This is a genomic window from Streptomyces sp. NBC_00122, assembly GCF_045160845.1.
Lineage (GTDB): Bacteria > Actinomycetota > Actinomycetes > Streptomycetales > Streptomycetaceae > Streptomyces.
In genome coordinates, this window is the sequence record NZ_CP108191.1 from 1882357 (window position 1) to 1903122 (window position 20766).

At 72.4% G+C, this 20766-nt stretch carries 18 protein-coding genes and 1 pseudogene; 5 read left to right on the plus strand and 14 right to left on the minus strand.

Annotation, left to right across the window (positions count from 1 at the left end; genetic code table 11):
• Positions 1 to 85: 85 nt before the first annotated feature.
• The 6 genes from OG737_RS08940 to hrcA all read right to left on the minus strand — a co-directional run bounded on the left by OG737_RS08940 (position 86) and on the right by hrcA (position 5569).
• Positions 86 to 997, minus strand: a complete 912-nt coding sequence (locus tag OG737_RS08940; protein ID WP_405921389.1) for a ribonuclease Z — start codon at positions 995 to 997, stop codon at positions 86 to 88.
• 3 nt (positions 998 to 1000) lie between these two features.
• Complete coding sequence (locus tag OG737_RS08945) at positions 1001 to 1360, minus strand: histidine triad nucleotide-binding protein (RefSeq protein WP_328925669.1); 360 nt, start codon at positions 1358 to 1360, stop codon at positions 1001 to 1003.
• A gap of 64 nt (positions 1361 to 1424) precedes the next feature.
• A complete protein-coding gene (locus OG737_RS08950) occupies positions 1425 to 2168 on the minus strand; it encodes a 16S rRNA (uracil(1498)-N(3))-methyltransferase (protein WP_328925670.1) in 744 nt (247 codons plus the stop codon).
• Positions 2165 to 3256: a nitronate monooxygenase gene (locus OG737_RS08955; protein ID WP_328925671.1), complete on the minus strand. Its 1092-nt coding sequence runs from the start codon at positions 3254 to 3256 to the stop codon at positions 2165 to 2167. Before OG737_RS08955 ends, OG737_RS08950 begins: the two co-directional genes overlap by 4 nt.
• A 156-nt stretch (positions 3257 to 3412) precedes the next feature.
• Entirely contained in the window at positions 3413 to 4552 is a 1140-nt protein-coding gene (gene dnaJ / locus OG737_RS08960) for a molecular chaperone DnaJ (RefSeq protein ID WP_328925672.1), read from the minus strand.
• On the minus strand, positions 4553 to 5569 hold the full coding sequence (gene hrcA / locus OG737_RS08965) for a heat-inducible transcriptional repressor HrcA (protein ID WP_328925673.1): 1017 nt from the start codon (positions 5567 to 5569) through the stop codon (positions 4553 to 4555).
• 147 nt (positions 5570 to 5716) lie between these two features.
• Between hrcA and OG737_RS08970 the strand changes: the two genes are divergently transcribed.
• The 3 genes from OG737_RS08970 (at position 5717) to OG737_RS08980 (ending at position 8022) form a co-directional block, all read left to right on the plus strand.
• Entirely contained in the window at positions 5717 to 6442 is a 726-nt protein-coding gene (locus tag OG737_RS08970; protein WP_405921390.1) for an MBL fold metallo-hydrolase, read from the plus strand.
• Positions 6443 to 6470: 28 nt separating this feature from the next.
• Positions 6471 to 7271, plus strand: coding sequence for a DUF3097 domain-containing protein (locus OG737_RS08975; RefSeq protein WP_328925675.1), 801 nt, complete (start codon positions 6471 to 6473; stop codon positions 7269 to 7271).
• An 82-nt stretch (positions 7272 to 7353) separates the two neighbouring features.
• The gene (locus OG737_RS08980) at positions 7354 to 8022 is read left to right on the plus strand and encodes an ADP-ribosyltransferase (RefSeq protein WP_405679962.1); all 669 of its coding nucleotides are present in this window, start codon (positions 7354 to 7356) and stop codon (positions 8020 to 8022) included.
• Between the two features lie 30 nt (positions 8023 to 8052).
• On the opposite strand, the gene hemW is transcribed toward OG737_RS08980, so the two are convergent.
• From hemW to lepA, 3 genes are all read right to left on the minus strand, one after another.
• Entirely contained in the window at positions 8053 to 9285 is a 1233-nt protein-coding gene (gene hemW / locus OG737_RS08985; RefSeq protein ID WP_328925677.1) for a radical SAM family heme chaperone HemW, read from the minus strand.
• Positions 9286 to 9330: 45 nt separating this feature from the next.
• Entirely contained in the window at positions 9331 to 11223 is a 1893-nt protein-coding gene (locus OG737_RS08990) for an AMP-dependent synthetase/ligase (protein WP_328925678.1), read from the minus strand.
• Positions 11224 to 11425: 202 nt separating this feature from the next.
• On the minus strand, positions 11426 to 13291 hold the full coding sequence (gene lepA, locus OG737_RS08995; protein WP_328925679.1) for a translation elongation factor 4: 1866 nt from the start codon (positions 13289 to 13291) through the stop codon (positions 11426 to 11428).
• Positions 13292 to 13573: 282 nt separating this feature from the next.
• Between lepA and rpsT the strand changes: the two genes are divergently transcribed.
• The gene (gene rpsT / locus OG737_RS09000; protein ID WP_266788134.1) at positions 13574 to 13840 is read left to right on the plus strand and encodes a 30S ribosomal protein S20; all 267 of its coding nucleotides are present in this window, start codon (positions 13574 to 13576) and stop codon (positions 13838 to 13840) included.
• A gap of 192 nt (positions 13841 to 14032) precedes the next feature.
• Here rpsT and holA read toward each other — a convergent pair whose 3' ends face one another.
• A complete protein-coding gene (gene holA, locus OG737_RS09005) occupies positions 14033 to 15025 on the minus strand; it encodes a DNA polymerase III subunit delta (RefSeq protein ID WP_328925680.1) in 993 nt (330 codons plus the stop codon).
• A 61-nt stretch (positions 15026 to 15086) separates the two neighbouring features.
• Between holA and OG737_RS09010 the strand changes: the two genes are divergently transcribed.
• Positions 15087 to 15329, plus strand: a complete 243-nt coding sequence (locus OG737_RS09010; protein WP_328925681.1) for a hypothetical protein — start codon at positions 15087 to 15089, stop codon at positions 15327 to 15329.
• A 20-nt stretch (positions 15330 to 15349) separates the two neighbouring features.
• On the opposite strand, the gene OG737_RS09015 is transcribed toward OG737_RS09010, so the two are convergent.
• From OG737_RS09015 to OG737_RS09030, 4 genes and pseudogenes are all read right to left on the minus strand, one after another.
• A complete protein-coding gene (locus tag OG737_RS09015; protein WP_405679961.1) occupies positions 15350 to 16231 on the minus strand; it encodes a YceI family protein in 882 nt (293 codons plus the stop codon).
• 136 nt (positions 16232 to 16367) lie between these two features.
• Positions 16368 to 18602 (minus strand): annotated as a pseudogene (locus OG737_RS09020) (ComEC/Rec2 family competence protein); the annotation flags it as partial.
• Between the two features lie 146 nt (positions 18603 to 18748).
• Entirely contained in the window at positions 18749 to 19747 is a 999-nt protein-coding gene (locus OG737_RS09025) for a helix-hairpin-helix domain-containing protein (RefSeq protein ID WP_405921391.1), read from the minus strand.
• A 146-nt stretch (positions 19748 to 19893) separates the two neighbouring features.
• Positions 19894 to 20739, minus strand: coding sequence for a DegV family protein (locus tag OG737_RS09030; protein ID WP_328925684.1), 846 nt, complete (start codon positions 20737 to 20739; stop codon positions 19894 to 19896).
• Positions 20740 to 20766: the final 27 nt, after the last annotated feature.

Consider the following 20766-nt stretch of genomic DNA (forward strand, 5'->3'; position numbering starts at 1 on the left):
AGATCTCCGTCCGTCGGCTCCCCCGCCGCGCGCGCGACCGCGTCCAGCTGCCGCGCGGGCGCGGCGGGATCCGAAAAGAGGCGGGCTAGGTGCGCTTGGGCAGCGGCACCCGTACCAGGTCCGCAGCCACCGTCAGTTCGCCCTCGAACCCCGCCTCGCGGGCCTGGCGTTCGAACACGGACGGATCGGTGTACCGCTGCGAGAAGTGCGTCAGCACGAGGTGCCTCACGCCCCCGTCCCGCGCCGCCCGCGCCGCCTGCCCGGCCGTGAGGTGTCCGTGGTCGGCGGCCAGCTGCGCGTCCTCGTCGAGGAAGGTCGACTCGATGACCAGCATGTCGCAGCCTTCGGCGAGCGCCTCCACGCCCTCGCACAGCCGGGTGTCCATGACGAACGCGAACCGCTGCCCCGGCTTCGGCTCGCTGACCTCCTCCAGCGTGACCCCGTCCAGCCGCCCCTCGCGCTGGATCCGGCCGACGTCCGGCCCCTTGATCCCGTGCCGCGCGAGCAGCTCCGGCACCATGCGGCGCCCGTCGGGCTCCGTGATCCGGTAGCCGAAGGACTCCACCGGGTGCGAGAGCCGCCGCGCCTCCAGGACGTACGAGGTCCCGCGCGCCAGCGTCAGCGTCCCGTCCCCGGCCACCGGTTCCTCGTCGATCAGGACGGTCTCCCGGTAGGCCGTGGCGTACCGCAGCCGGTCGAAGAACTTCTGCCCCGAGGCCGGGTAGTGGGCGGTGACGGCGTGCGGGACCCGGTCGAGGTTGATCCGCTGGATCACCCCGGCGAGGCCGAGGCTGTGGTCACCGTGGAAGTGGGTGACGCAGATCCGGTTGATGTCGTGCGCGGCCACCCCTGCGCGCAGCATCTGGCGCTGGGTGCCCTCGCCCGGGTCGAAGAGGATGCCCTCGCCGTCCCAGCGCAGCAGGTAGCCGTTGTGGTTGCGGTGGCGGGTGGGCACCTGACTGGCGGTGCCCAGCACCACGAACTCGCGTACGGACACGGTCTATCCGGGGGGCCACTGGAGGCCGCGGCCTCCGAGGACGTGCAGGTGGGCGTGGAAGACGGTCTGGCCGGCGCCGGCGCCGGTGTTGAACACGACCCGGTAGCCGTGGTCGTCGATCTTCTCCTCGGCGGCGATCCGCCCGGCCTCGGTCAGTATGTCGGCGACGACGGCCGGCTCGGCGGCAGCGAGGGAGGCCGCGTCGGGGTAGTGCACCTTGGGGATGACGAGCACGTGCGTGGGTGCCTGCGGGTTGATGTCCCGGAAGGCGACGGTCGTCTCCGTCTCCCGGACCACGGTCGCCGGGATGTTCCCCGCGACGATCTTGCAGAACAGGCAGTCGGCCTGCGGTTCCCCGGCCATCGCTTCGCCTCCGTGTCGTTGATCGCTCCGGGCATCGTATCCCCGGAGCGATCGAGGCGAACGGCTAGGCCCAGCGCCCCGTACGGGCGAGCAGGACCGCCGTCGCGGCCGTGCCGGCCGTGGAGGTCCGCAGGACGGAGCGGCCCAGGCGGTAGGGGTGGGCCCCCGCCTCGGCGAAGACGGCCAGTTCCTCCGGGGAGACCCCGCCCTCGGGGCCGACGACCAGCACGATCGACCCGGCCGCCGGGAGCTCGGCCGCGGCCAGCGCCCCGGAAGGGGTGTCGCGGTCCTCGTGGAGGACCATCGCGAGGTCGGCCCCGGCCAGCAGCGCCGCCACCTGCTTGGTGGACATGGCCTCGGACACCTCCGGGAAGCGGACCCGGCGGGACTGCTTGCCCGCTTCCCGTGCCGTGGCCCGCCACTTGGCCAGGGACTTGGCCCCGCGGTCGCCGCGCCACTGCGTGATGCAGCGCGAGGCCTGCCACGGCACGATCGCGTCGACGCCCGTCTCGGTCATGGTCTCCACGGCCAGCTCGCCGCGGTCCCCCTTGGGCAGGGCCTGGACCACCGTGATGCGGACCGCCGGCTCGGCCTCCAGCCCGGCCGAGGACACCGCCAGGACCAGGCGGTCCTTGCCCTCGGCGGCCTTCACGACCGCCTCCGCCCAGCCGCCCCGGCCGTCCGTGAGGACCACCGCCTCACCCGGGTTCAGCCGTTTCACGGACACCGCGTGCCGGCCCTCAGGGCCGTCCAGGACGAACTCCGGTCCCGACGGGACCTCTTCGACCACGAACACCGGGGCGGTCATGACGCACTCCTCATCTGCCTTGCCTTCAACGTGCTCTGCGCCTCGGCCAGTTCGGCCGCCAGCACCTCCACCAGTTCCCCGGCCGGCAGCGTCCGCGCCAGCCGGTGCCCCTGGCCCGCCCACAGCGCCATGCCCTGCGGGTCCCCGGCCGCCGCGGCCGCCTTGCGCAGCCCCGAGGTCAGGTGGTGGATCTGCGGATAGGCGGCGGGGGCGTACGGTCCGTGCTCGCGCATGAACCGGTTCACGAGCCCCCTGGCCGGCCTCCCGGAGAAGGCCCGGGTCAGCTCGGTCCGGACGAACAGCGGGTCGGTCAGCGCCTTCTTGTGCAGCGGGTCCGCCCCCGACTCCGGACAGGCCAGGAAGGCCGTCCCGAGCTGTGCCGCCTCCGCGCCCGCCGCCAGCAGCGCGGCGATCTGCGAGCCCCGCATCAGGCCGCCCGCCGCGATGATCGGGAGGGCCACGGCCTCCCGTACCTGCGCCACGAGCGCGAGCAGGCCCACCGCCGCCGTGCCGTCGGCCTGCGGGTCGTCCCTGTGGGTGCCCTGGTGGCCGCCGGCCTCCACCCCCTGCACGCAGACGGCGTCGGCTCCGGCCTCCTGCGCGGCGCGGGCCTCCTCGACCGAGGTCGCGGTGACGACGGTGTACGTACGGGCCTTGCGCAGCGAGGCGAGGACCGCCGGGGCGGGGCAGCCGAAGGTGAAGGAGACGACCGGAACGGGGTCCTCCCGCAGAATGGCGAGCTTCGCGTCATAGCCGTCGTCGCTGGTACCGATGATGTCCTCGTCGGCGAGCGAGATCTCGTACCAGCTCGCCTCTCCGGCCAGCTGCCCGCGGTACGCCTCGACCGCGGCCGGGTCCACGTAACCGGTCTGCGGCATGAAGAGGTTCACCCCGAACGGGCGCCGGGTGAGCGCGCGTACCTGCTTGATCTCCTGGTACATGCCGTCGGCGGTCTTGTAGCCACCGGCCAGGAAGCCCAGCCCGCCCGCCTCGCACACGGCGGCGACGAGCGGCGGACAGGAGGCGCCGCCCGCCATGGGTGCCTGCACGATCGGGTAGGGGGAGAGACCGTTCGGTGCGGTGGACATGGACTGCATCGTGCCATGTCCCGCCCAGGGGGCCGAATCACGGCATTCGCCTGGCATAGTCCGCTTCCTGGCGTGGCCGGGAAGCGGCCTCGCGGGGAATGCGGCGAGCCCGGCCGGGGCATCCCCGGGCCGGGCTCGTCGATGAGGTCAGGACGGTCAGCGACCGTTGAAGGCGTCCTTCAACCTGCTGAACAGACCCTGCTGCCCCGGCGCGAACTGGCCGGTCGGCCGCTCCTCGCCGCGCAGCTTCGCCAGCTGCCGCAGCAGGTCCTCCTGCTGCGGGTCCAGCTTGCCCGGGGTGGTGACCTCGACGTGCACGATCAGGTCGCCGCGCCCGCCACCCCGCAGGTGGGTGACGCCGCGCCCGTGCAGCGGGATCGCCTGGCCGGACTGGGTGCCGGGCCGGATGTCGATCTCCTCCAGGCCGTCCAGCGTCTCCAGCGGGCACTTGGTGCCCAGCGCGGCCGCCGTCATCGGGATGGTGACCGTGCAGTGCAGGTCGTCCCCGCGCCGCTGGAAGGTCGGGTGCGGCAGCTCGTGGATCTCCACGTACAGGTCGCCGGCGGGGCCGCCGCCGGGGCCGACCTCGCCCTCGCCCGCGAGCTGGATGCGGGTGCCGTTCTCGACGCCCGCCGGGATCTTGACCGTGAGACTGCGGCGGGAGCGGACCCGGCCGTCGCCCGCGCACTCGGGACACGGGGTCGGGACCACGGTGCCGAAGCCCTGGCACTGCGGGCAGGGGCGCGAGGTCATGACCTGGCCCAGGAAGGACCGGGTGACCTGCGAGACCTCACCGCGGCCGCGGCACATGTCACACGTCTGCGCCGAGGTGCCGGGGGCGGCACCCTCGCCGGAGCAGGTGGTGCAGACGACGGCCGTGTCGACCTGGATGTCCTTGGTGGTCCCGAAGGCCGCCTCGTCCAGCTCCAGGTCGAGGCGGATCATGGCGTCCTGGCCGCGGCGGGTACGCGAGCGCGGGCCGCGCTGCGAGGCCTGGCCGAAGAAGGCGTCCATGATGTCGGAGAAGTTGCCGAAGCCGCCCGCTCCGAATCCGCCCGCGCCACCGCCGCCGCCCGAAGAGGACAGCGGGTCGCCGCCGAGGTCGTAGACCTGCTTCTTCTGCGGGTCCGAGAGCACCTCGTAAGCCGCGTTGATCTCCTTGAAGCGCTCCTGCGTCTTCGGGTCCGGATTCACATCCGGGTGAAGTTCACGCGCGAGGCGCCGGAAGGCCTTCTTGATCTCGTCCTGCGATGCGTCGCGGCGCACGCCGAGAACGGCGTAGTAGTCCGTGGCCACTTACGACTCCGCCAGGATCTGTCCGACGTAACGTGCCACTGCGCGTACCGCTCCCATCGTTCCGGGGTAGTCCATGCGGGTCGGTCCGACCACGCCGAGTTTGGCGACAGTTTCGCCGCCCGAACCGTAACCGACCGAGACGACGGACGTGGAGTTCAGTCCCTCGTAAGCATTCTCATGCCCGATCCGTACGGCCATTCCCGACTCGTTGGCCTCGCCCAGCAGCTTGAGGAGCACGACCTGCTCCTCCAGCGCTTCGAGCACCGGCCTGATCGTCAGGGGAAAATCGTGTCCGAAGCGGGTGAGATTGGCGGTACCGCCGATCATCAGCCGCTCCTCGGCTTCCTCGACCAGGGTTTCGAGGAGCGTCGCGAGCACGGTGGAGACCGTGGCCCGGTCCTCGGCCTCGAAGGATTCGGGGAGGTCCTGGACGAGCGGGGGTACGTCGGTGAACCGGCGGCCGACGACCCTGCTGTTGAGGCGGGCCCGCAGGTCGGCGAGCGAGGTCTCGCCGAAGGGGGTCGCGCAGTCGATGAGCCGCTGCTCGACGCGGCCCGTGTCGGTGATCAGTACGAGCATCAGCCGGGCCGGGGCCAGCGACAGGAGCTCGACGTGGCGCACGGTGGAGCGCGTCAGCGAGGGGTACTGGACGACCGCGACCTGGCGGGTGAGCTGCGCGAGCAGCCGCACCGTCCGGCCGACCACGTCGTCGAGGTCGACGGCGCCGTCGAGGAAGTTCTGGATGGCCCGACGCTCGGGCGACGACAGCGGCTTGACCCCCGCCAGCTTGTCGACGAAGAGCCGGTACCCCTTGTCGGTGGGGATCCGGCCGGCGCTGGTGTGGGGCTGGGCGATGTAGCCCTCGTCCTCCAGCACGGCCATGTCGTTGCGCACGGTGGCGGGCGAGACCCCGAGCCGGTGGCGCTCGGTGAGCGCCTTGGAGCCGACCGGCTCCTCCGTCCCGACGTAGTCCTGGACGATGGCGCGCAGCACTTCGAGTCTGCGTTCGCTGAGCATCGCGCACACCTCCAGCTGTGGTCCGTTGCCTTGTTCGCTGCTTGTTGACTGGCACTCTGGGCGTTCGAGTGCCAGAGAACCCCCGCTCAGTGTACGGCCGGGTAGTAAGACCCTGGCAAGGGAGGCCTGCCAGGGTAGCGTCGCGGCATGGACGTGCGTTGGGAAGAGGCGGGCTGGGAACGGCTGACCGGGCGGACCGGCCGGCGGCGGCTTCCGGTGTGGGACTGCACGGTGGGACTGGTGGTGGGGGACGATTCCGTCCTCCTCGTCGACCCCGGTTCGTGCCTGCGGGAGGGCGCTCAGCTGCGGGCCGAGGCGGAGCGGCTGACGGGCCGGCACGTGACTCATATCGCATTCACGCACGGCCATTTCGATCACGTGCTGGGCGGGGCGGCCTTCCCCGGGGCCGAGGTGTTCGGGGCGGTCGGGCTGGACTCGCTGCTCACCACGGGCCGCGAGGAGCTGCGCGAGTCCGCCGTACGGCACGGACTGGCGCAGGCCGAGGCCGCGGAGGCCGTGGAGCTGCTGGTGCTGCCCCGGCACGGCGTGTCGGGCGAGTGGACGCTGGAGCTGGGCGGGGTGCAGGTGCTGCTGGCGAACGTGGGGCCCGGGCACAGCCGGCACGACCTGGCCGTCTTCGTGCCCGGCGAGCGCGAGACGGTCTTCTGCGGGGACCTGGTCGAGGAGTCGGGCGAACCGCAGGCCGGCGACGACTCGGTGCCGGCGCAGTGGCCGGCGGCCGTGGACCGGCTGCTGTCGCTGGGCGGGGACGACGCGCTGTACGTACCGGGTCACGGAGCGGTGGTCTCCGCGGACTTCGTCCGTGCGCAACGCGCCACACTGGCCGCCCGTTTCGGCGTGTCGGAGGCATGACGGCCGCGGCTCTCCTACTGTCGGCCGGATGCGCGAGTACTCCCCCGACCTGACCCCGCAGTGGAAGCGCCCCAAGGCCGTGCCGGAGGTGGCGGCGGAACCCGATCTGGTGGTCGAGGTGGCCGGTACGGATTTCTGCGGCGCGGTGGTGGCCTGCGAGGCGGGCACGGTGACTCTGGAGGACCGGTTCGGCAAGCGGCGGGTGTTCCCGATGGAGCCGAGCGGGTTCCTGCTGGAGGGGGCGGTCGTCACCCTGGTCCGCCCGTCCCGCGCCCCGGCGGCCCCGGCCCGCACCGCGTCCGGGTCGATCGCCGTACCCGGCGCCCGGGCGCGGGTGGCGCGGGCGGGCCGGATCTACGTCGAGGGCCGGCACGACGCCGAGCTGGTGGAGCGGGTCTGGGGTGACGACCTGCGGATCGAGGGCGTGGTGGTGGAGTACCTGGAGGGCATCGACGACCTCCCGGCCGTCGTGGCGGAGTTCGGCCCGGCCCCGGACGCCCGGCTGGGGGTCCTGGTGGACCACCTGGTGCCGGGGTCGAAGGAGTCCCGTATCGCGGCGTCCGTGACCTCGCCGGACGTGCTGGTCGTGGGCCACCCGTACGTGGACGTGTGGCAGGCGGTGAAGCCGTCCGCGCTGGGCATCGCCGCGTGGCCGGTCATCCCCCGGGGCCAGGACTGGAAGACGGGCATCTGCCGGTCGCTCGGCTGGCCGGAGAACACCGGGGCCGCCTGGCAGCACATCCTGTCCAGGGTGACCTCGTACCGCGACCTGGAGCCGGCCCTGCTGGGCCGCGTCGAGGAACTGATCGACTTCGTGACGGCCCCGTAGCCCCGTCACCCGTGCGGCGGACACGCTCACCTTCGGGTGACGGTGCGTGGTCGGCCGCGGAGGGCGCGCAAGGGTGCTCTTCATGATCACCTTTGCTTTGCGGCAGCGCGTCGTGCTCATCGCGACCGTGCTCGCCGCCGCCCTCCTGCCGTCCGCTTCCGTCTCCGCCTCGGCCGCCTCGGCTCCCACGCACGCCACACAGGCCGCGCACGCCACACAGGCCGCGCACGCCGCGCACGCCGCTCCGGCGAACTCCTGCCCGCGCGTGGACGACCACCTCTTCGCCGCCGCGGACCAGCGGGCCGACCTGTCCCGCATCACCCCGACCCCGTCCTGGCGCACCAACTGCAAGCAGCTCTACCGCGCGGACGGCCGCCCGCCGTCGATCGTGTTCGCCGAGGGCTTCCACCCCAAGGCCACGGTGGACGGGCAGTACGACATCGAGCAATACGTCCTGGTCAACCAGCCCTCCCCGTACGTCTCGACGACCTACGACCACGACCTGTACAAGACGTGGTGGAAGAGCGGCTGGAACTACTACATCGACGCCCCCGGCGGGGTGGACGTGAACAAGACCATCGGCGACACCCACAAGTGGGCCTCGCAGGTCGAGGTCGCCTTCCCCGGCGGCATCGAGCGCTCGTTCATCGTCGGGGTCTGCCCGGTCGACAAGACGACCAAGACGGAGATCATGAACGAGTGCCAGGACAACCCGTACTACCAGCCCTGGCGGGAGAACTACCCGGGCTGACCCGCCGCCCCGGCTCGCGCGGTGGTTCCGTCAGTCCACCAGGTCCCGGACCACCGCGTCGGCCAGCAGCCGCCCCCGCAGGGTCAGCACGGCCCGCCCGGCCTCGTAGGGACCCGGGTCCAGCAGCCCATCGGCCAGGGCGCGGCGGGACGCGGCCAGCCCGGCCGGCGCGAGCAGCGAGAGCGGGACCCCTTCGACCAGCCGGAGCTCCAGCAGGATCCGCTCCACCCGCCGGTCCTCCTCGGACAGCAGCTCGCGGCCCGCGCCCGGGGAGCGGCCCTCGGCCAGCGCCGCCGCGTAGGCGCCGGGGTGCTTCACGTTCCACCAGCGGACCCCGCCGACGTGGGAGTGGGCGCCGGGTCCCGCGCCCCACCAGTCGGCGCCGCGCCAGTACAGCTCGTTGTGCAGACACCGGCCGGCCTCGGTCGTGGCCCAGTTCGACACCTCGTACCAGGAATACCCCGCCCCGGCCATCACCGCGTCCGCGATCAGGTACCGGTCCGCGTGGACGTCGTCGTCCGTCATCGGGACCTCGCCCCGGCGGATCCGCCGCGCCAGCTGGGTGCCTTCCTCCACGATCAGCGCGTACGCCGAGATGTGGTCCGGCCCGGCCCCGAGCGCGGCGGAGAGCGACGCCCGCCAGTCGTCGTCGGACTCCCCGGGCGTCCCGTAGATCAGGTCGAGGTTGACGTGCTCGAAGCCCGCTTCCCGCGCCTCCGCGACGCAGGCCTCGGGGCGGCCCGGGGTGTGCGTGCGGTCCAGCACCTTCAGGACGTGCTGCCTGGCGCTCTGCATGCCGAAGGAGATCCGGTTGAAGCCGCCGGCCCGCAGCTCGGCCAGGTACTGCGGATTCACCGACTCCGGATTGGCCTCGGTGGTGATCTCCGCGTCCTCGGCCAGACCGAACTCGTCCCGGATCGCCGCGAGCATCCGTACGAGGTCCCCGGCGGGCAGCAGCGTCGGGGTGCCGCCGCCCACGAAGACGGTGCGGACGGCCCGGGGGTCGTCGCCGAGCACCTTGCGGGCGAGACGGACCTCGTCGATCAGGGTGTCGGCGTAGTTCTCCCGGGAGGCGAGCACGCCGCCGGTACCCCGCAGCTCGGTGGCCGTGTAGGTGTTGAAGTCGCAGTACCCGCAGCGCGTGGCGCAGTACGGAACGTGCAGGTAGAAGCCGAGCGGCCGCTCGCCCGCGCCCGCCAGGGCGTGCGACGGCAGCGAGCCGTCTTCGGGCATGGGTTCACCGTCGGGCAGTGCGGAAGGCATGCGCCCATTGTCCCGCACTGCCCCAAGGTCGTTTCCCGCCTCGGGCTACGCCTCGCGGGCGCCCTCGTACATCTCGTCGATCAGGTGCTTGAACTCACGCTCGACGACCGGGCGCTTCAGCTTGAGGCTGGGCGTCAGGTCACCGTGCTCGACGTCGAGGTCGCGCGGCAGGAGCCGGAACTTCTTGATCGTCTGCCACTTCTGCAGGCCCTCGTTCAGGGTCTGGATGTACGTCTCGATCAGACGGGTGGTCTCCGCCGCGGCCAGCACCTGCGCGTACGTCTTGCCCTCCAGCCCGTTCTCGGCCGCCCACGTGAGGATGGACGGCTCGTCGAGCGCGACCAGGGCGGTGCAGAAGTTCCGGTCGGCGCCGTGCACGACGATGGTCGACACGTAGGGGCAGATCGCCTTGAACTGGCCTTCGATCTCCGCGGGGGCGACGTACTTGCCGTTCGAGGTCTTGATCAGGTCCTTCTTGCGGTCCGTGATGCGCAGGTAGCCGTCGGGCGACAGCTCGCCGATGTCTCCCGTGTGCAGCCAGCCGTCGGACTCCAGGACCTCGTCGGTCTTGTCCGGCTGCCCGTGGTAGCCCTGCATGATGCCGGGACCGCGCAGCAGCACCTCGCCGTCGTCGGCGATGCGGACCTCGGTGCCGGGGAGCGGCTTGCCGACGGTGCCGGTGCGGTAGGCCTCGCCCGGGTTGACGAAGGAGGCCGCGCTCGACTCGGTGAGGCCGTAGCCCTCCAGGATGTGGATGCCGGCGCCGGAGAAGAAGTAGCCGATGTCGGGCGCGAGGGCGGAGGCGCCGGAGACGGCGGCGCGCAGCTTGCCGCCGAAGGCCTCGCGGAGCTTGGAGTAGACGAGCGCGTCGGCGATCTTGTGCTTGGTGGTGAGGGCGAAGGGGGCGGTCGCCTGCCCGGTGCGCCGGAAGTTGTCCTGGGTGACCTTGGCGTACTCGCGTGCGACGCCGACCGACCACTGGAAGATCTTGTACTTGGCTCCGCCGCCGGCTCGCGCCTTGGCGGCCACGCCGTTGTAGACCTTCTCGAAGATGCGCGGGACGGCCGCCATGTACGTCGGCTGCACGACCGGCAAGTTCTCGATGATCTTGTCGATCCGGCCGTCGATGGCGGTGACGTGCCCGACCTCGATCTGGCCGGAGGTCAGTACCTTGCCGAAGACGTGGGCCAGCGGCAGCCACAGGTACTGGACGTCGTCCGAGTGGATCATGCCGGTGGCGACGGTGGCCTTGGCCATGTACGACCAGTTGTCGTGCGGCAGCCGGACGCCCTTGGGGCGGCCGGTGGTGCCGGAGGTGTAGATGAGGGTGGCGAGCTGGTCGGCGGTGATGGCCGAGATCCGCTCCTTGACCGCCTCGGGGTGCTTGGCGAGGTACTCCTTGCCGCGCGCCTCCAGATCGGCGAGCGAGAGCACCCAGCCCTCGGGGTCACCTTCGGCGGCGACCGCGTCGGCGGCCTCCACGACCACCACGTGGGCGAGTTTCGGCAGGTCGGCGCGGCGCTCACGCGCCTTCGCCAGCTGCTTCGCGTCCTCGGCGATGAGTACCCGGCTCTCGGAGTCCGAGAGGATGAACGCCGATTCCTCCGCGTTGGTGCTGGGGTAGATCGTGGTGACCGCGCCGCCGGCGCACATCACGCCGAGGTCGGCGAGGATCCACTCGACCCGGGTGTTGGAGGCGAGCGCGACGCGCTCCTCCGAGCCCAGGCCGAGGTCGATCAGCCCGGCCGCGACGGCGAAGACCCGCTCGGCCGCCTGGCCCCAGCTGAGCGACTTCCAGTCGTCGGGGCCGCCGGTACCGGCGGCGGCCGGCACCGGGTACCGATAGGCCTCTCCATCCGGCGTGGCCGAGACACGCTCAAGGAAGAGGGCCGCCACGGTGGGCGGGCGGTTCTCGATCAAGGTCTGTGTGTCGCTCACGGACGTCCTCCGGACCACGCGGCAGGGCCTGTCATTCAGGGCGGTGACTCAGGGCTTGTAACTGGCGAGTAACCATCGAGCAGTGATCAGACTAGGGGCCCTCCGCCTGGTGCGTAAGAGCCTCCGAGCGGCCGATTCATAACGAAACAGGCCCCCGCGCATCCGCGCGGGGGCCTGTTTCGTACACAACGGTGCTGCGGGGCTACTTCTTCTTGCCGCCGGACTCGTCGCTGGACAGCACGGCGATGAAGGCCTCCTGCGGGACCTCCACGGAGCCGACCATCTTCATCCGCTTCTTGCCTTCCTTCTGCTTCTCCAGCAGCTTCCGCTTACGGGAGATGTCACCGCCGTAGCACTTGGCGAGGACGTCCTTGCGGATGGCGCGGATGGTCTCGCGGGCGATGACGCGGGAGCCGATCGCGGCCTGGATCGGCACCTCGAAGGCCTGCCGCGGGATGAGCTCGCGCAGCTTGGCGACCAGGCGCACGCCGTAGGCGTAGGCGGCGTCCTTGTGCGTGACGGCGGAGAAGGCGTCGACCTTGTCGCCGTGCAGCAGGATGTCGACCTTGACCAGGCTGCCGGACTGCTCGCCCGTGGGTTCGTAGTCGAGAGAGGCGTAGCCGCGCGTCTTGGACTTCAGCTGGTCGAAGAAGTCGAAGACGATCTCCGCGAGCGGGAGGGTGTAGCGGATCTCGACCCGGTCCTCGGAGAGGTAGTCCATGCCGAGCAGGGTGCCGCGGCGGGTCTGGCAGAGCTCCATGATCGCGCCGATGAACTCGGTGGGCGCGAGCACGGTGGCGCGGACGACCGGCTCGAACACGTCCGAGATCTTGCCCTCGGGGAACTCGCTCGGGTTGGTGACGGTGACTTCCTTGCCGTCCTCCATGACCACCCGGTAGACCACGTTGGGCGCGGTCGCGATCAGGTCGAGGCCGAACTCGCGCTCCAGGCGCTCGCGGACCACGTCCAGGTGGAGCAGGCCGAGGAAGCCGACGCGGAAGCCGAAGCCGAGCGCCGCCGAGGTCTCCGGCTCGTAGACGAGCGCGGCGTCGTTGAGCTGGAGCTTGTCCAGCGCCTCGCGCAGGTCCGGGTAGTCCGAGCCGTCGAGCGGGTACAGACCGGAGAAGACCATCGGGCGCGGGTCCTTGTAGCCGCCGAGGGCCTCGGTGGCGCCGTTGTGCAGGCTGGTGATGGTGTCACCGACCTTGGACTGGCGGACGTCCTTCACGCCGGTGATGATGTAGCCCACCTCGCCGACGCCGATGCCGTCGGACGGGGTCATCTCCGGGGAGGAGACACCGATCTCCAGCAGCTCGTGGGTGGCGCCGGTGGACATCATCCGGATGCGCTCGCGCTTGTTGAGCTGCCCGTCGACCACACGGACGTAGGTGACCACGCCACGGTACGAGTCGTAGACCGAGTCGAAGATCATGGCGCGGGCCGGGGCGTCCTTGACGCCGACCGGGGCCGGGACCGTGGCGACGACCTTGTCGAGCAGCGCCTCGACGCCGAGACCGGTCTTGGCCGAGACGCGCAGCACGTCCTCGGGCTGGCAGCCGATCAGGTTCGCGAGCTCCTCGGCGAACTTCTCCGGCTGGGCGGCCGGCAGATCGATCTTGTTCAGGACGGGGACGATCGCGAGGTCGTTCTCCATCGCCAGGTACAGGTTGGCGAGGGTCTGCGCCTCGATGCCCTGGGCGGCGTCCACCAGGAGGACCGTGCCCTCGCACGCGGCGAGGGAGCGGGAGACCTCGTAGGTGAAGTCGACGTGCCCGGGGGTGTCGATCATGTTGAGGATGTGGGTGTTGCCCTGACCCTCGCCCGTGGTGGGCGCCCAGGGCAGCCGGACCGCCTGGGACTTGATCGTGATGCCGCGCTCACGCTCGATGTCCATGCGGTCGAGGTACTGGGCGCGCATCTGCCGCTGGTCGACCACACCGGTGATCTGGAGCATCCGGTCGGCAAGGGTCGACTTGCCGTGGTCGATGTGCGCGATGATGCAGAAGTTGCGGATCAGCGCCGAGTCGGTACGGCTCGGCTCGGGCACGTGGCTGGGGATCGCGGGCACGCAGTGTCCTGATTCTCGGTCGCAGTCGGAAGCGTTTGCGGAGCGTCGGTCGGAGCGAAAGTCCGGCTCCCGTCGCTCTCGGCGGCGCGATGTCGGATCTATACGCAGACTCCCATGGTCCCATGGACGGGGCAGTGCGCTCGGTTTGGGCCGCCCGGAGCGCGCCTGGTAGCCTGGGCAGCTGTGTCTCGTATGCCCTCTCAGTTGGGGGTCCCCCCGGACGGAGTCTGGGGGAGGGACACAATCCGAAGATCAAATCTCTGAACCTGAAAAGGCTCTTTCGTGGCGAACATCAAGTCCCAGATCAAGCGGAACAAGACGAACGAGAAGGCGCGCCTGCGCAACAAGGCCGTCAAGTCTTCGCTCAAGACCGCGATCCGCAAGGCCCGCGAGGCCGTCCTCGCCGGTGACGTCGAGAAGGCCACCGTGGCTTCCCGCGCCGCCGCGCGTGCGCTCGACAAGGCTGTCTCGAAGGGTGTCATCCACAAGAACGCCGCCGCCAACAAGAAGTCGGCGCTGGCCTCCAAGGTTGCCACCCTCCAGGGCTGAGCTCTGATGTGATCGCCGGAACGGACCCAGCGGGCCCTCTCTCCCGCTCCTGACCGGCACCCCGCGCCGCACACGAAGCGTTCGCCACGCGGGTGCGGCGCAACCAAAGCAGTGACCGAAGGCCCCGGCCGCCACCCTTCCCCAGGGTGACGGCCGGGGCCTTCGTGCTACCGGGACCTGTCCGGACAGGCTCTAGCGGCGCTGGGGGCGGGCCGCGCGGGCCACCGCGACGACCGCCTTCTCCAGGGCGTACTCGGGGTCGTCACCGCCCCCCTTGACGCCCGCGTCGGCGGCGGCCACGGCACGCAGGGCGTCCGCGACGCCGTCCGCCGACCAGCCGCGCATCTGCTGGCGGACCCGGTCGATCTTCCAGGGCGGCATCCCCAGGTCCCGGGCGAGGTCGCCCGGGCGGGCTCCGCGCGGGGCGGAGGCCAGCTTGCCGATCGCGCGCACGGCCTGGGCCAGGGCGCTGGTGATCAGGACCGGCGCCACCCCCGTGGACAGGGACCACCGCAGGGCTTCGAGAGCTTCGGCCGCCCGCCCCTCGACCGCCCGGTCGGCGACGGTGAAGCTGGAGGCCTCGGCCCGGCCCGTGTAGTAGCGGCCGACCACGGCCTCGTCGATGGTTCCCTCGACGTCCGCGCACAGCTGCGCCGCCGCGCTCGCCAGCTCCCGCAGGTCGCTGCCGATCGCGTCGACCAGGGTCTGGCACGCCTCCGGGGTCGCGGAGCGGCCCAGCGTGCGGAACTCTCCGCGTACGAACGAGAGCCGGTCCGCGGGCTTCGTCATCTTCGGGCAGGCGATCTCCCGCGCACCCGCCTTGCGGGCCGCGTCCAGCAGGCCCTTGCCCTTGGCTCCGCCCGCGTGGAGGAGCACGAGGATGATCTCCTCGTAGGGCGCGTCGAGGTACGCCTTCACCTCCTTGACCGAGTCCGCGGACAGGTCCTGGGCGCCCCGTACGACCAGGACCTTGCGCTCGGAGAAGAGCGAGGGGCTCGTCAGCTCGGCCAGCGTGCCGGGCTGGAGCTGGTCGGAGGTGAGGTCGCGGACGTCGGTGTCGGCGTCGGCGGCGCGGGCGGCCGCCACCACCTCCCGCACGGCACGGTCGAGGAGCAGGTCCTCCTGCCCCACCGCGAGGGTGAGCGGGGCAAGCGGATCGTCGGTGGAGTTCTTCCTGGTGGCCATCGGCTCCAGCATCCCACGCCGCACTGACAGCCCTCTTCGCCGCGTGCCCGAGAATGGTCGCGTGAACGTGCGACATGTACTCGTCCTGCCCGACCGCGACGCCGCCGAGGAGGTGGCGCAGGAGGCCGTCGACCGCTTCGGCCTCCCCGAGGAGCCGCAGTTGGTCCGCGACGCGCTGGCCGGCGAGGACGACGCCGAGGACGCCCAGTGGCTGGTGGTCGTCGAGGATCCGCGGGAACGGCTCGACACCACCTCGCTGGACGCCCTCGCGGCCGAGTACGAGGGCTGGCTGGAAGCCCCCTAGTACCTGGAGTACTCGAGAGCTCAGGCCTTGTGGACGATCTGTACGTCCAGGGTCACTTCCACGCTCGACCCGATCGCCGCGATCCCGTGCGCCAGCACCGACTGCCAGTTCAAGGTGAAGTCCTCGCGGTGCAGTTCGGTCGTGGCCCGGCAGGCCGCCCGCGGCTCGCCCTCCAGCCCCGTACCCAGGCCCAGGTACTGGGTGTCCAGGGTGACGGAGCGGCTCACCCCGTGGAGGGTGAGGGCGCCCGCGACGGTCCAGCGGCTGCCGCTGCGGTGGATGAACCGTTCGCTGTAGAACTCCACGGTCGGGTGGCGGGCCGAGTCCAGGAAGTCGCCGGACCTCAGGTGGTCGTCGCGCATCCGGACCCCGGTGTCGATGCTCGCCGCGTCGATGATCACGTGCATGGAGGAGTCCTCCATGCGCTCGGCTATCCGTACCGCGCCGGCGAACGTGTTGAACCGTCCGCCGATCCGGGCGAAGCCGATGTGCCGGGCCGTGAAGACGATGGACGAGTGCGTCGGGTCGAGCTCCCAGTGGCCGGGCTGCGGCAGCAGCGGCGGCTCCACGGCGTCGAGGATGATCTCCCCGGTACCGGGTTGTGCCGGGTCCCCCACGAGCGTCGCCCCGTGGAACGGCGCGTACCCCTCGGCGGTGACGGAGAGCCGGTACTCGCCCTCGGGTACGGCCGCCGTGAACCCGCCGTACGGGTCCGTCTCGCCGCTGACGATCCGTCGGCCGATCGGGTCGGTCACCTCGAACGCGGCCTGCCGGACCGGCTGGTGGACCGTGTCGAGAACCCGGCAGCTGAGCAGCCGCGCCGTCGGCGGCAGTGTCAGTGTCGCGGATGTGTGTGGGCTGGAACTTCCGGCCGTCTCCATCCCCCGTCGGCGACCGAACATGGCTGATGCACCCCCGTGCTGTGTGGATCTGGACCGCTCTGGCGAAGACGCATTCGATCATGCTGTCGGGTTGTGGGCAAACAGAACGGCCCTGCCCGGTATGGGCGTGTCGGCTCCGCCGTCGGCCAGCCGGGAACGCACGCATCCGGGGGCCACTGCCGGTGACGGCGATGGAGCCGTCGGTGTCGGTGCGCAGTACGGTCGCCCCCATCGCCCGCAGCTGGGCGAGCGTACCGGGCGCGGGGTGCCCGTAGCGGTTGCCCGCGCCGACCGGGACGAGGGCGATCCGGGGTCTCACCTGGGCGTACAGCACCGGATCCTGGTGGGCGGAGCCGTGGTGCGCGACCTTGAGGACATCCACCGGACCCAGTTCCGGATGGTCCCTCAAGAGGCCCTGCTGCGCGGCCGGTTCGAGATCGCCGAGCAGGAGCAGGGTCAGCCCCGCGCCACGCACCAGCAGGGCGACGCTCGCGTCGTTGGGCCCCTCCGGCGGAGCCCCGGCAGCAGGTGGCCAGAGCACCTGCCACTCCAGCGGTCCGGCCCGTCGGCGCTCCCCCGCCACCGCCCGTACGACGGGTACGCCGGCGCCCGCCGCGGTCCGGTGGACGAACTGCGCCTGCCCCGGCGGCTCTTCCAGCGCGGTGGTCTGAATCACACCCACCGACCGGCCCCGCAGCACCCCGGACAGGCCCGCCACGTGGTCGGAGTGAAAGTGCGTCAGCAGGAGCATCGGCACCCGGATCACACCCAGGGAACGCAGGCAGGCGTCCACCGGGCCGGGATCCGGTCCGGCGTCCACGACCACGGCCTCGCCCGGTCCGACGGCGAGCACCGCGGCGTCCCCCTGGCCCACCGCGCACTGCACGTAACTCCAGTCGGGCGGAGGCCAGCCGGAGAGGGTACGGGTGAGCTGCGGCGGCCGCAGTACGGCCAGGAGCAGCAACACCGCCAGGGCCGAGCAGACCAGGCGCCGGCGCCCGACCCGGGCGCCGAGCACGATGACGGCCAGGGTGGCGGCGGCCAGCAGCAGCCCTCCGGTGAGCCCGCCCGGCCAGGCCAGCTCAGCTCCCGGCAGCCCCGCCCCGGCCCGGGCCACGGCGGCGATCCACCCGGCGGGCACCCCCGCGCACCAGGCGAGCACCTTCGCGGCGGACATCCACAGCGGGGCCACCGCGAGCGCCGCGAAGCCGAGCACCGTCGCCGGACCGGCCGCCAGCTCGGCCAGCAGGTTGCAGGGCACCGCCACCAGGCTGACGCGGGCGGCGAGCACGGCGACCACGGGCGCGCACACCGCCTGCGCGGCCGCGGCGGCCCCGAGCGCCTCGGCGAGCCGGGGCCGCATCCCGCGCCGGGTCAGGGCCTCGCTCCACCGGGGGGCGAGGGTGAGCAGGGCGCCCGTGGCCAGGACGGAGAGCAGGAAGCCGTAGCTGCGGGCCAGCCACGGGTCGTAGAGGACCAGCAGCAGCACGGCGGCCCCCAGGGCCGGGATCAGGGATCTGCGCCGCCCGGTGGCGATGGCCAGCAGGGTCACCGCCCCGCAGGCGGCGGCCCGCAGCACGCTCGGCTCCGGCCGGCACACCACCACGAACGCCAGCGTCAGGCCCGCCCCGCACAGGGCGGTCGCCCGCAGCGAGAGCCCGATCCGAGGCGCCAGCCCGCGCCGCTCTGCCTGCTGCGCGCGGGCCGGGGGCCCGATGAGCAGGAACAGCACCACGGTCAGGTTGGACCCGGACACGGCCAACAGGTGCAGCAGATCGGTGGCCCGGAACGCCTCCTGAAGATCGGTGGGCACCCGGGAGGTGTCCCCGACGACCAGCCCCGGCAGCAGGGCCCTGGCATCCGGCGCGAGCCCGCCGGTGGCCTCGCGCAGCCCGGCCCGCAGCCGCCCGGCGAGCCGCTGTGCGGTGTCCGGGCCGCCCGTCACCCCGGGCGGTGTGTCGGCGGCCGGCCGCAGCAGCGCCACGGCCCGCTCCCCACCGCGCGCCGGGGCCAGCCGGGCGACCACCGACACCCGGGTGGAGGGCTGCAGCCGGGCCCAGCCCGGATGCCCGGCCAGCACCCGCACCGGGGTCTCGACCCGGGTCCGTGCCCCGTCCGGCCCGGTCACCCCGGTCACCAGCGCGTCCAGCACCACCACCGGCGGCCCGCTGCCACTGCCGCTCCCGCTCCCGGCGACCCGTGGATCGGAGCCGACGGTCAGCTCCACGAGGACACGGGCATGGTCCCGGGCCAGATCCGCCACCGGCCCGGCTCGCGCCTCGGCCCGCTGGAGCCCCGCCACCCCGGCTCCGGCACAGGCGCACAGCAAGGCCGCCGCCAGCGCCGGAGCGGCCCTCCACAGCCGCCCGGGACGCCTGCACGCGGCCAGCATCAGCAGCCCCGCCACGGCCAGGCCCACGGCCACCCCGGCGGCGGTCCGGCCGGCGGGCGCGTCCAGGGCGAGGGCGGCCGCCGCCCAGGCGGCCAGGGCCGGTCCCACCAGCCGCAGGTCCGCCGCTCCCGGGGCCTCGGGGCGGTTCACGGCCGCACCAGGGTGCGCAGGTCGGCGAAGCGCCGTTCCCCGATGCCGTTGACCTGCCGGAGCTCCTCCACGGAACGGAAGCCACCTCTGGCGGTGCGGAAGTCCACGATGTGCTGGGCCAGCACCGGCCCGACTCCCGGCAGACCGTCCAGCTGCTCGACGGTGGCCGAGCCGAGGCTGAGCGGGCCCCGGCCCGGCCCGCCTCCGCCCCCGCCCGCGACCTCCGGAGGCTGCGCCGGGGCGCCCACCAGCACCTGCTCGCCGTCCACCAGCACGCGGGCCCGGTTCAGGCCCGTGGTGTCCGTACCGGGCCGCACTCCCCCCGCGGCGGACAGCGCGTCCTCGACGCGCGAACCGGCGGGCAGCCGCCGTACGCCCGGGTCCCGGACCTTGCCGCTGACGTCGACGACGATCCGCGCCGGGCCGCCTCCGGAGCCCCCCGCCGGTGCCGGTACCGGCGCCGTGGCCGCGGCCGGTACCGCCCCTTGGGCGACCACGGCGGGCGCGGTCACCGCCCGCGGCCGGGCCGACCAGTACTGCTGCCCTGCAAAGCCGACAGCGACGACCAGCACCACCCCGACGGCGGCCACCGTGCGCGGCTCCACCCCGCAGCGGGCTTGGAACCACACCGGCAGCCGCTCCCGCAGGGCCAGGCTCCGCGCCGGACCGGGAGCGGCTGGCCCGGGAGCAGCCGGCTCGGCAGTCTCCTCAGGCGGCGCCCCCGGCGGAGCCCCGCGATCCGCCTCGGCCACCGACGGTGGCGAGGCCGTCGCCAGGGGCTGCGGAGAGGCCGTCGGCGGACTGCTGCCGCCCAGCAGGGCTTCGGCCCGCCGCCGCACCGCCTCGGGATCCGCGTGCGGAGCCCGGTGGTCACGGCGCACGCCATGGCCACCGCGGCGGCGCAGACGGCTGTCGGAGAAACGGGGCCGGCCCGGGCCGCTGGTGGCGCCCGAGCGGCGGGAGGACGGATGCGAGGTACGCGCTCGAAGAGTCATGACACGACCGTAGGGGCGAATCCCGAAGCCCGTTCGGAGGGCTCAATTCCGGTGGACAGCAACCCCGTTGTGGATATCCAGGTCACTCGTTCCGGTGATCAGCACGGCGAGTGATCGGCGTGTCGAGTGATCAACGCGGCGGATGATCAGCGCGGCGAGACGACCGCGGCCAGCAGCCCCGGCCCGGTGTGCGCCCCGATCACCGCGCCCACCTCGCTGACATGCAGTTCGACCAGGCCCGGGATGCGCTCCCGCAGCCGCTGGGCGAGCTTCTCGGCCCGCTCGGGGGCCGCCAGATGGTGCACCGCGACATCGACGCTGCCCGACCCGGCGCGCTCGACGGCCAGCTCCTCCAGCCGGGCGATGGCCTTGGAGGCCGTACGCACCTTCTCCAGCATCTCGATCCGCCCGCCGTCCAGGGTCAGTAGCGGCTTCACCGCCAGGGCGGAGCCGAGCAGGGCTTGGGCGGCCCCGATCCGCCCGCCGCGGCGGAGGTAGTCGAGGGTGTCGACGTAGAAGTACGCGGACATGTCCGCCGCGCGCTTCTCGGCGGCGGCCACGGCATCGTCGACGGAACCGCCCGCCTCCGCCACCTCGGCGGCGGCCAGCGCGCAGAAACCGAGGGCCATCGCGACCATGCCGGTGTCCACGACCCGCACGGGCACGGGAGCGGTCCTCGCGGCCACCACGGCGGCGTCGTAGGTACCGGAGAACTCGGCGGACAGGTGCAGGCTGACGATGCCGCTCGCACCGGCGTCCGCGGCCGCCCGGTAGGCCCGGACGAACTCCTCCGGGCTGGGGCGTGAGGTAGTGACCGAGCGGCGCTTCTGCAGGGCCAGAGCGAGGCTGCGCGCCGAGATCTCGGTGCCCTCCTCCAGCGCTTCACCGCCGAGTACCACGGTGAGCGGTACGGAGGTGATTCCGTGCCGCGCCATGGCCGGTTGGGGCAGGTAGGCCGTGGAATCGGTGACGATGGCGACATGGCGGGACATGAGCCGGAGGTTACCGCCAGTCGGGGT

Excerpts from the sequence above, each read along its gene's own strand:
- OG737_RS08945 (WP_328925669.1), bottom strand. The coding sequence starts at position 1,360 with ATGGCCGGGGAACCGCAGGCCGACTGCCTGTTCTGCAAGATCGTCGCG.
- OG737_RS08950 (WP_328925670.1), bottom strand. The coding sequence starts at position 2,168 with ATGACCGCCCCGGTGTTCGTGGTCGAAGAGGTCCCGTCGGGACCGGAG.
- OG737_RS08955 (WP_328925671.1), bottom strand. The coding sequence starts at position 3,256 with ATGTCCACCGCACCGAACGGTCTCTCCCCCTACCCGATCGTGCAGGCA.
- hrcA (WP_328925673.1), bottom strand. The coding sequence starts at position 5,569 with ATGCTCAGCGAACGCAGACTCGAAGTGCTGCGCGCCATCGTCCAGGAC.
- OG737_RS08970 (WP_405921390.1), top strand. The coding sequence starts at position 5,717 with ATGGACGTGCGTTGGGAAGAGGCGGGCTGGGAACGGCTGACCGGGCGG.
- OG737_RS08975 (WP_328925675.1), top strand. The coding sequence starts at position 6,471 with ATGCGCGAGTACTCCCCCGACCTGACCCCGCAGTGGAAGCGCCCCAAG.
- OG737_RS08980 (WP_405679962.1), top strand. The coding sequence starts at position 7,354 with ATGATCACCTTTGCTTTGCGGCAGCGCGTCGTGCTCATCGCGACCGTG.
- hemW (WP_328925677.1), bottom strand. The coding sequence starts at position 9,285 with ATGCCTTCCGCACTGCCCGACGGTGAACCCATGCCCGAAGACGGCTCG.
- holA (WP_328925680.1), bottom strand. The coding sequence starts at position 15,025 with ATGGCCACCAGGAAGAACTCCACCGACGATCCGCTTGCCCCGCTCACC.
- OG737_RS09015 (WP_405679961.1), bottom strand. The coding sequence starts at position 16,231 with ATGTTCGGTCGCCGACGGGGGATGGAGACGGCCGGAAGTTCCAGCCCA.
- OG737_RS09025 (WP_405921391.1), bottom strand. The coding sequence starts at position 19,747 with ATGACTCTTCGAGCGCGTACCTCGCATCCGTCCTCCCGCCGCTCGGGC.
- OG737_RS09030 (WP_328925684.1), bottom strand. The coding sequence starts at position 20,739 with ATGTCCCGCCATGTCGCCATCGTCACCGATTCCACGGCCTACCTGCCC.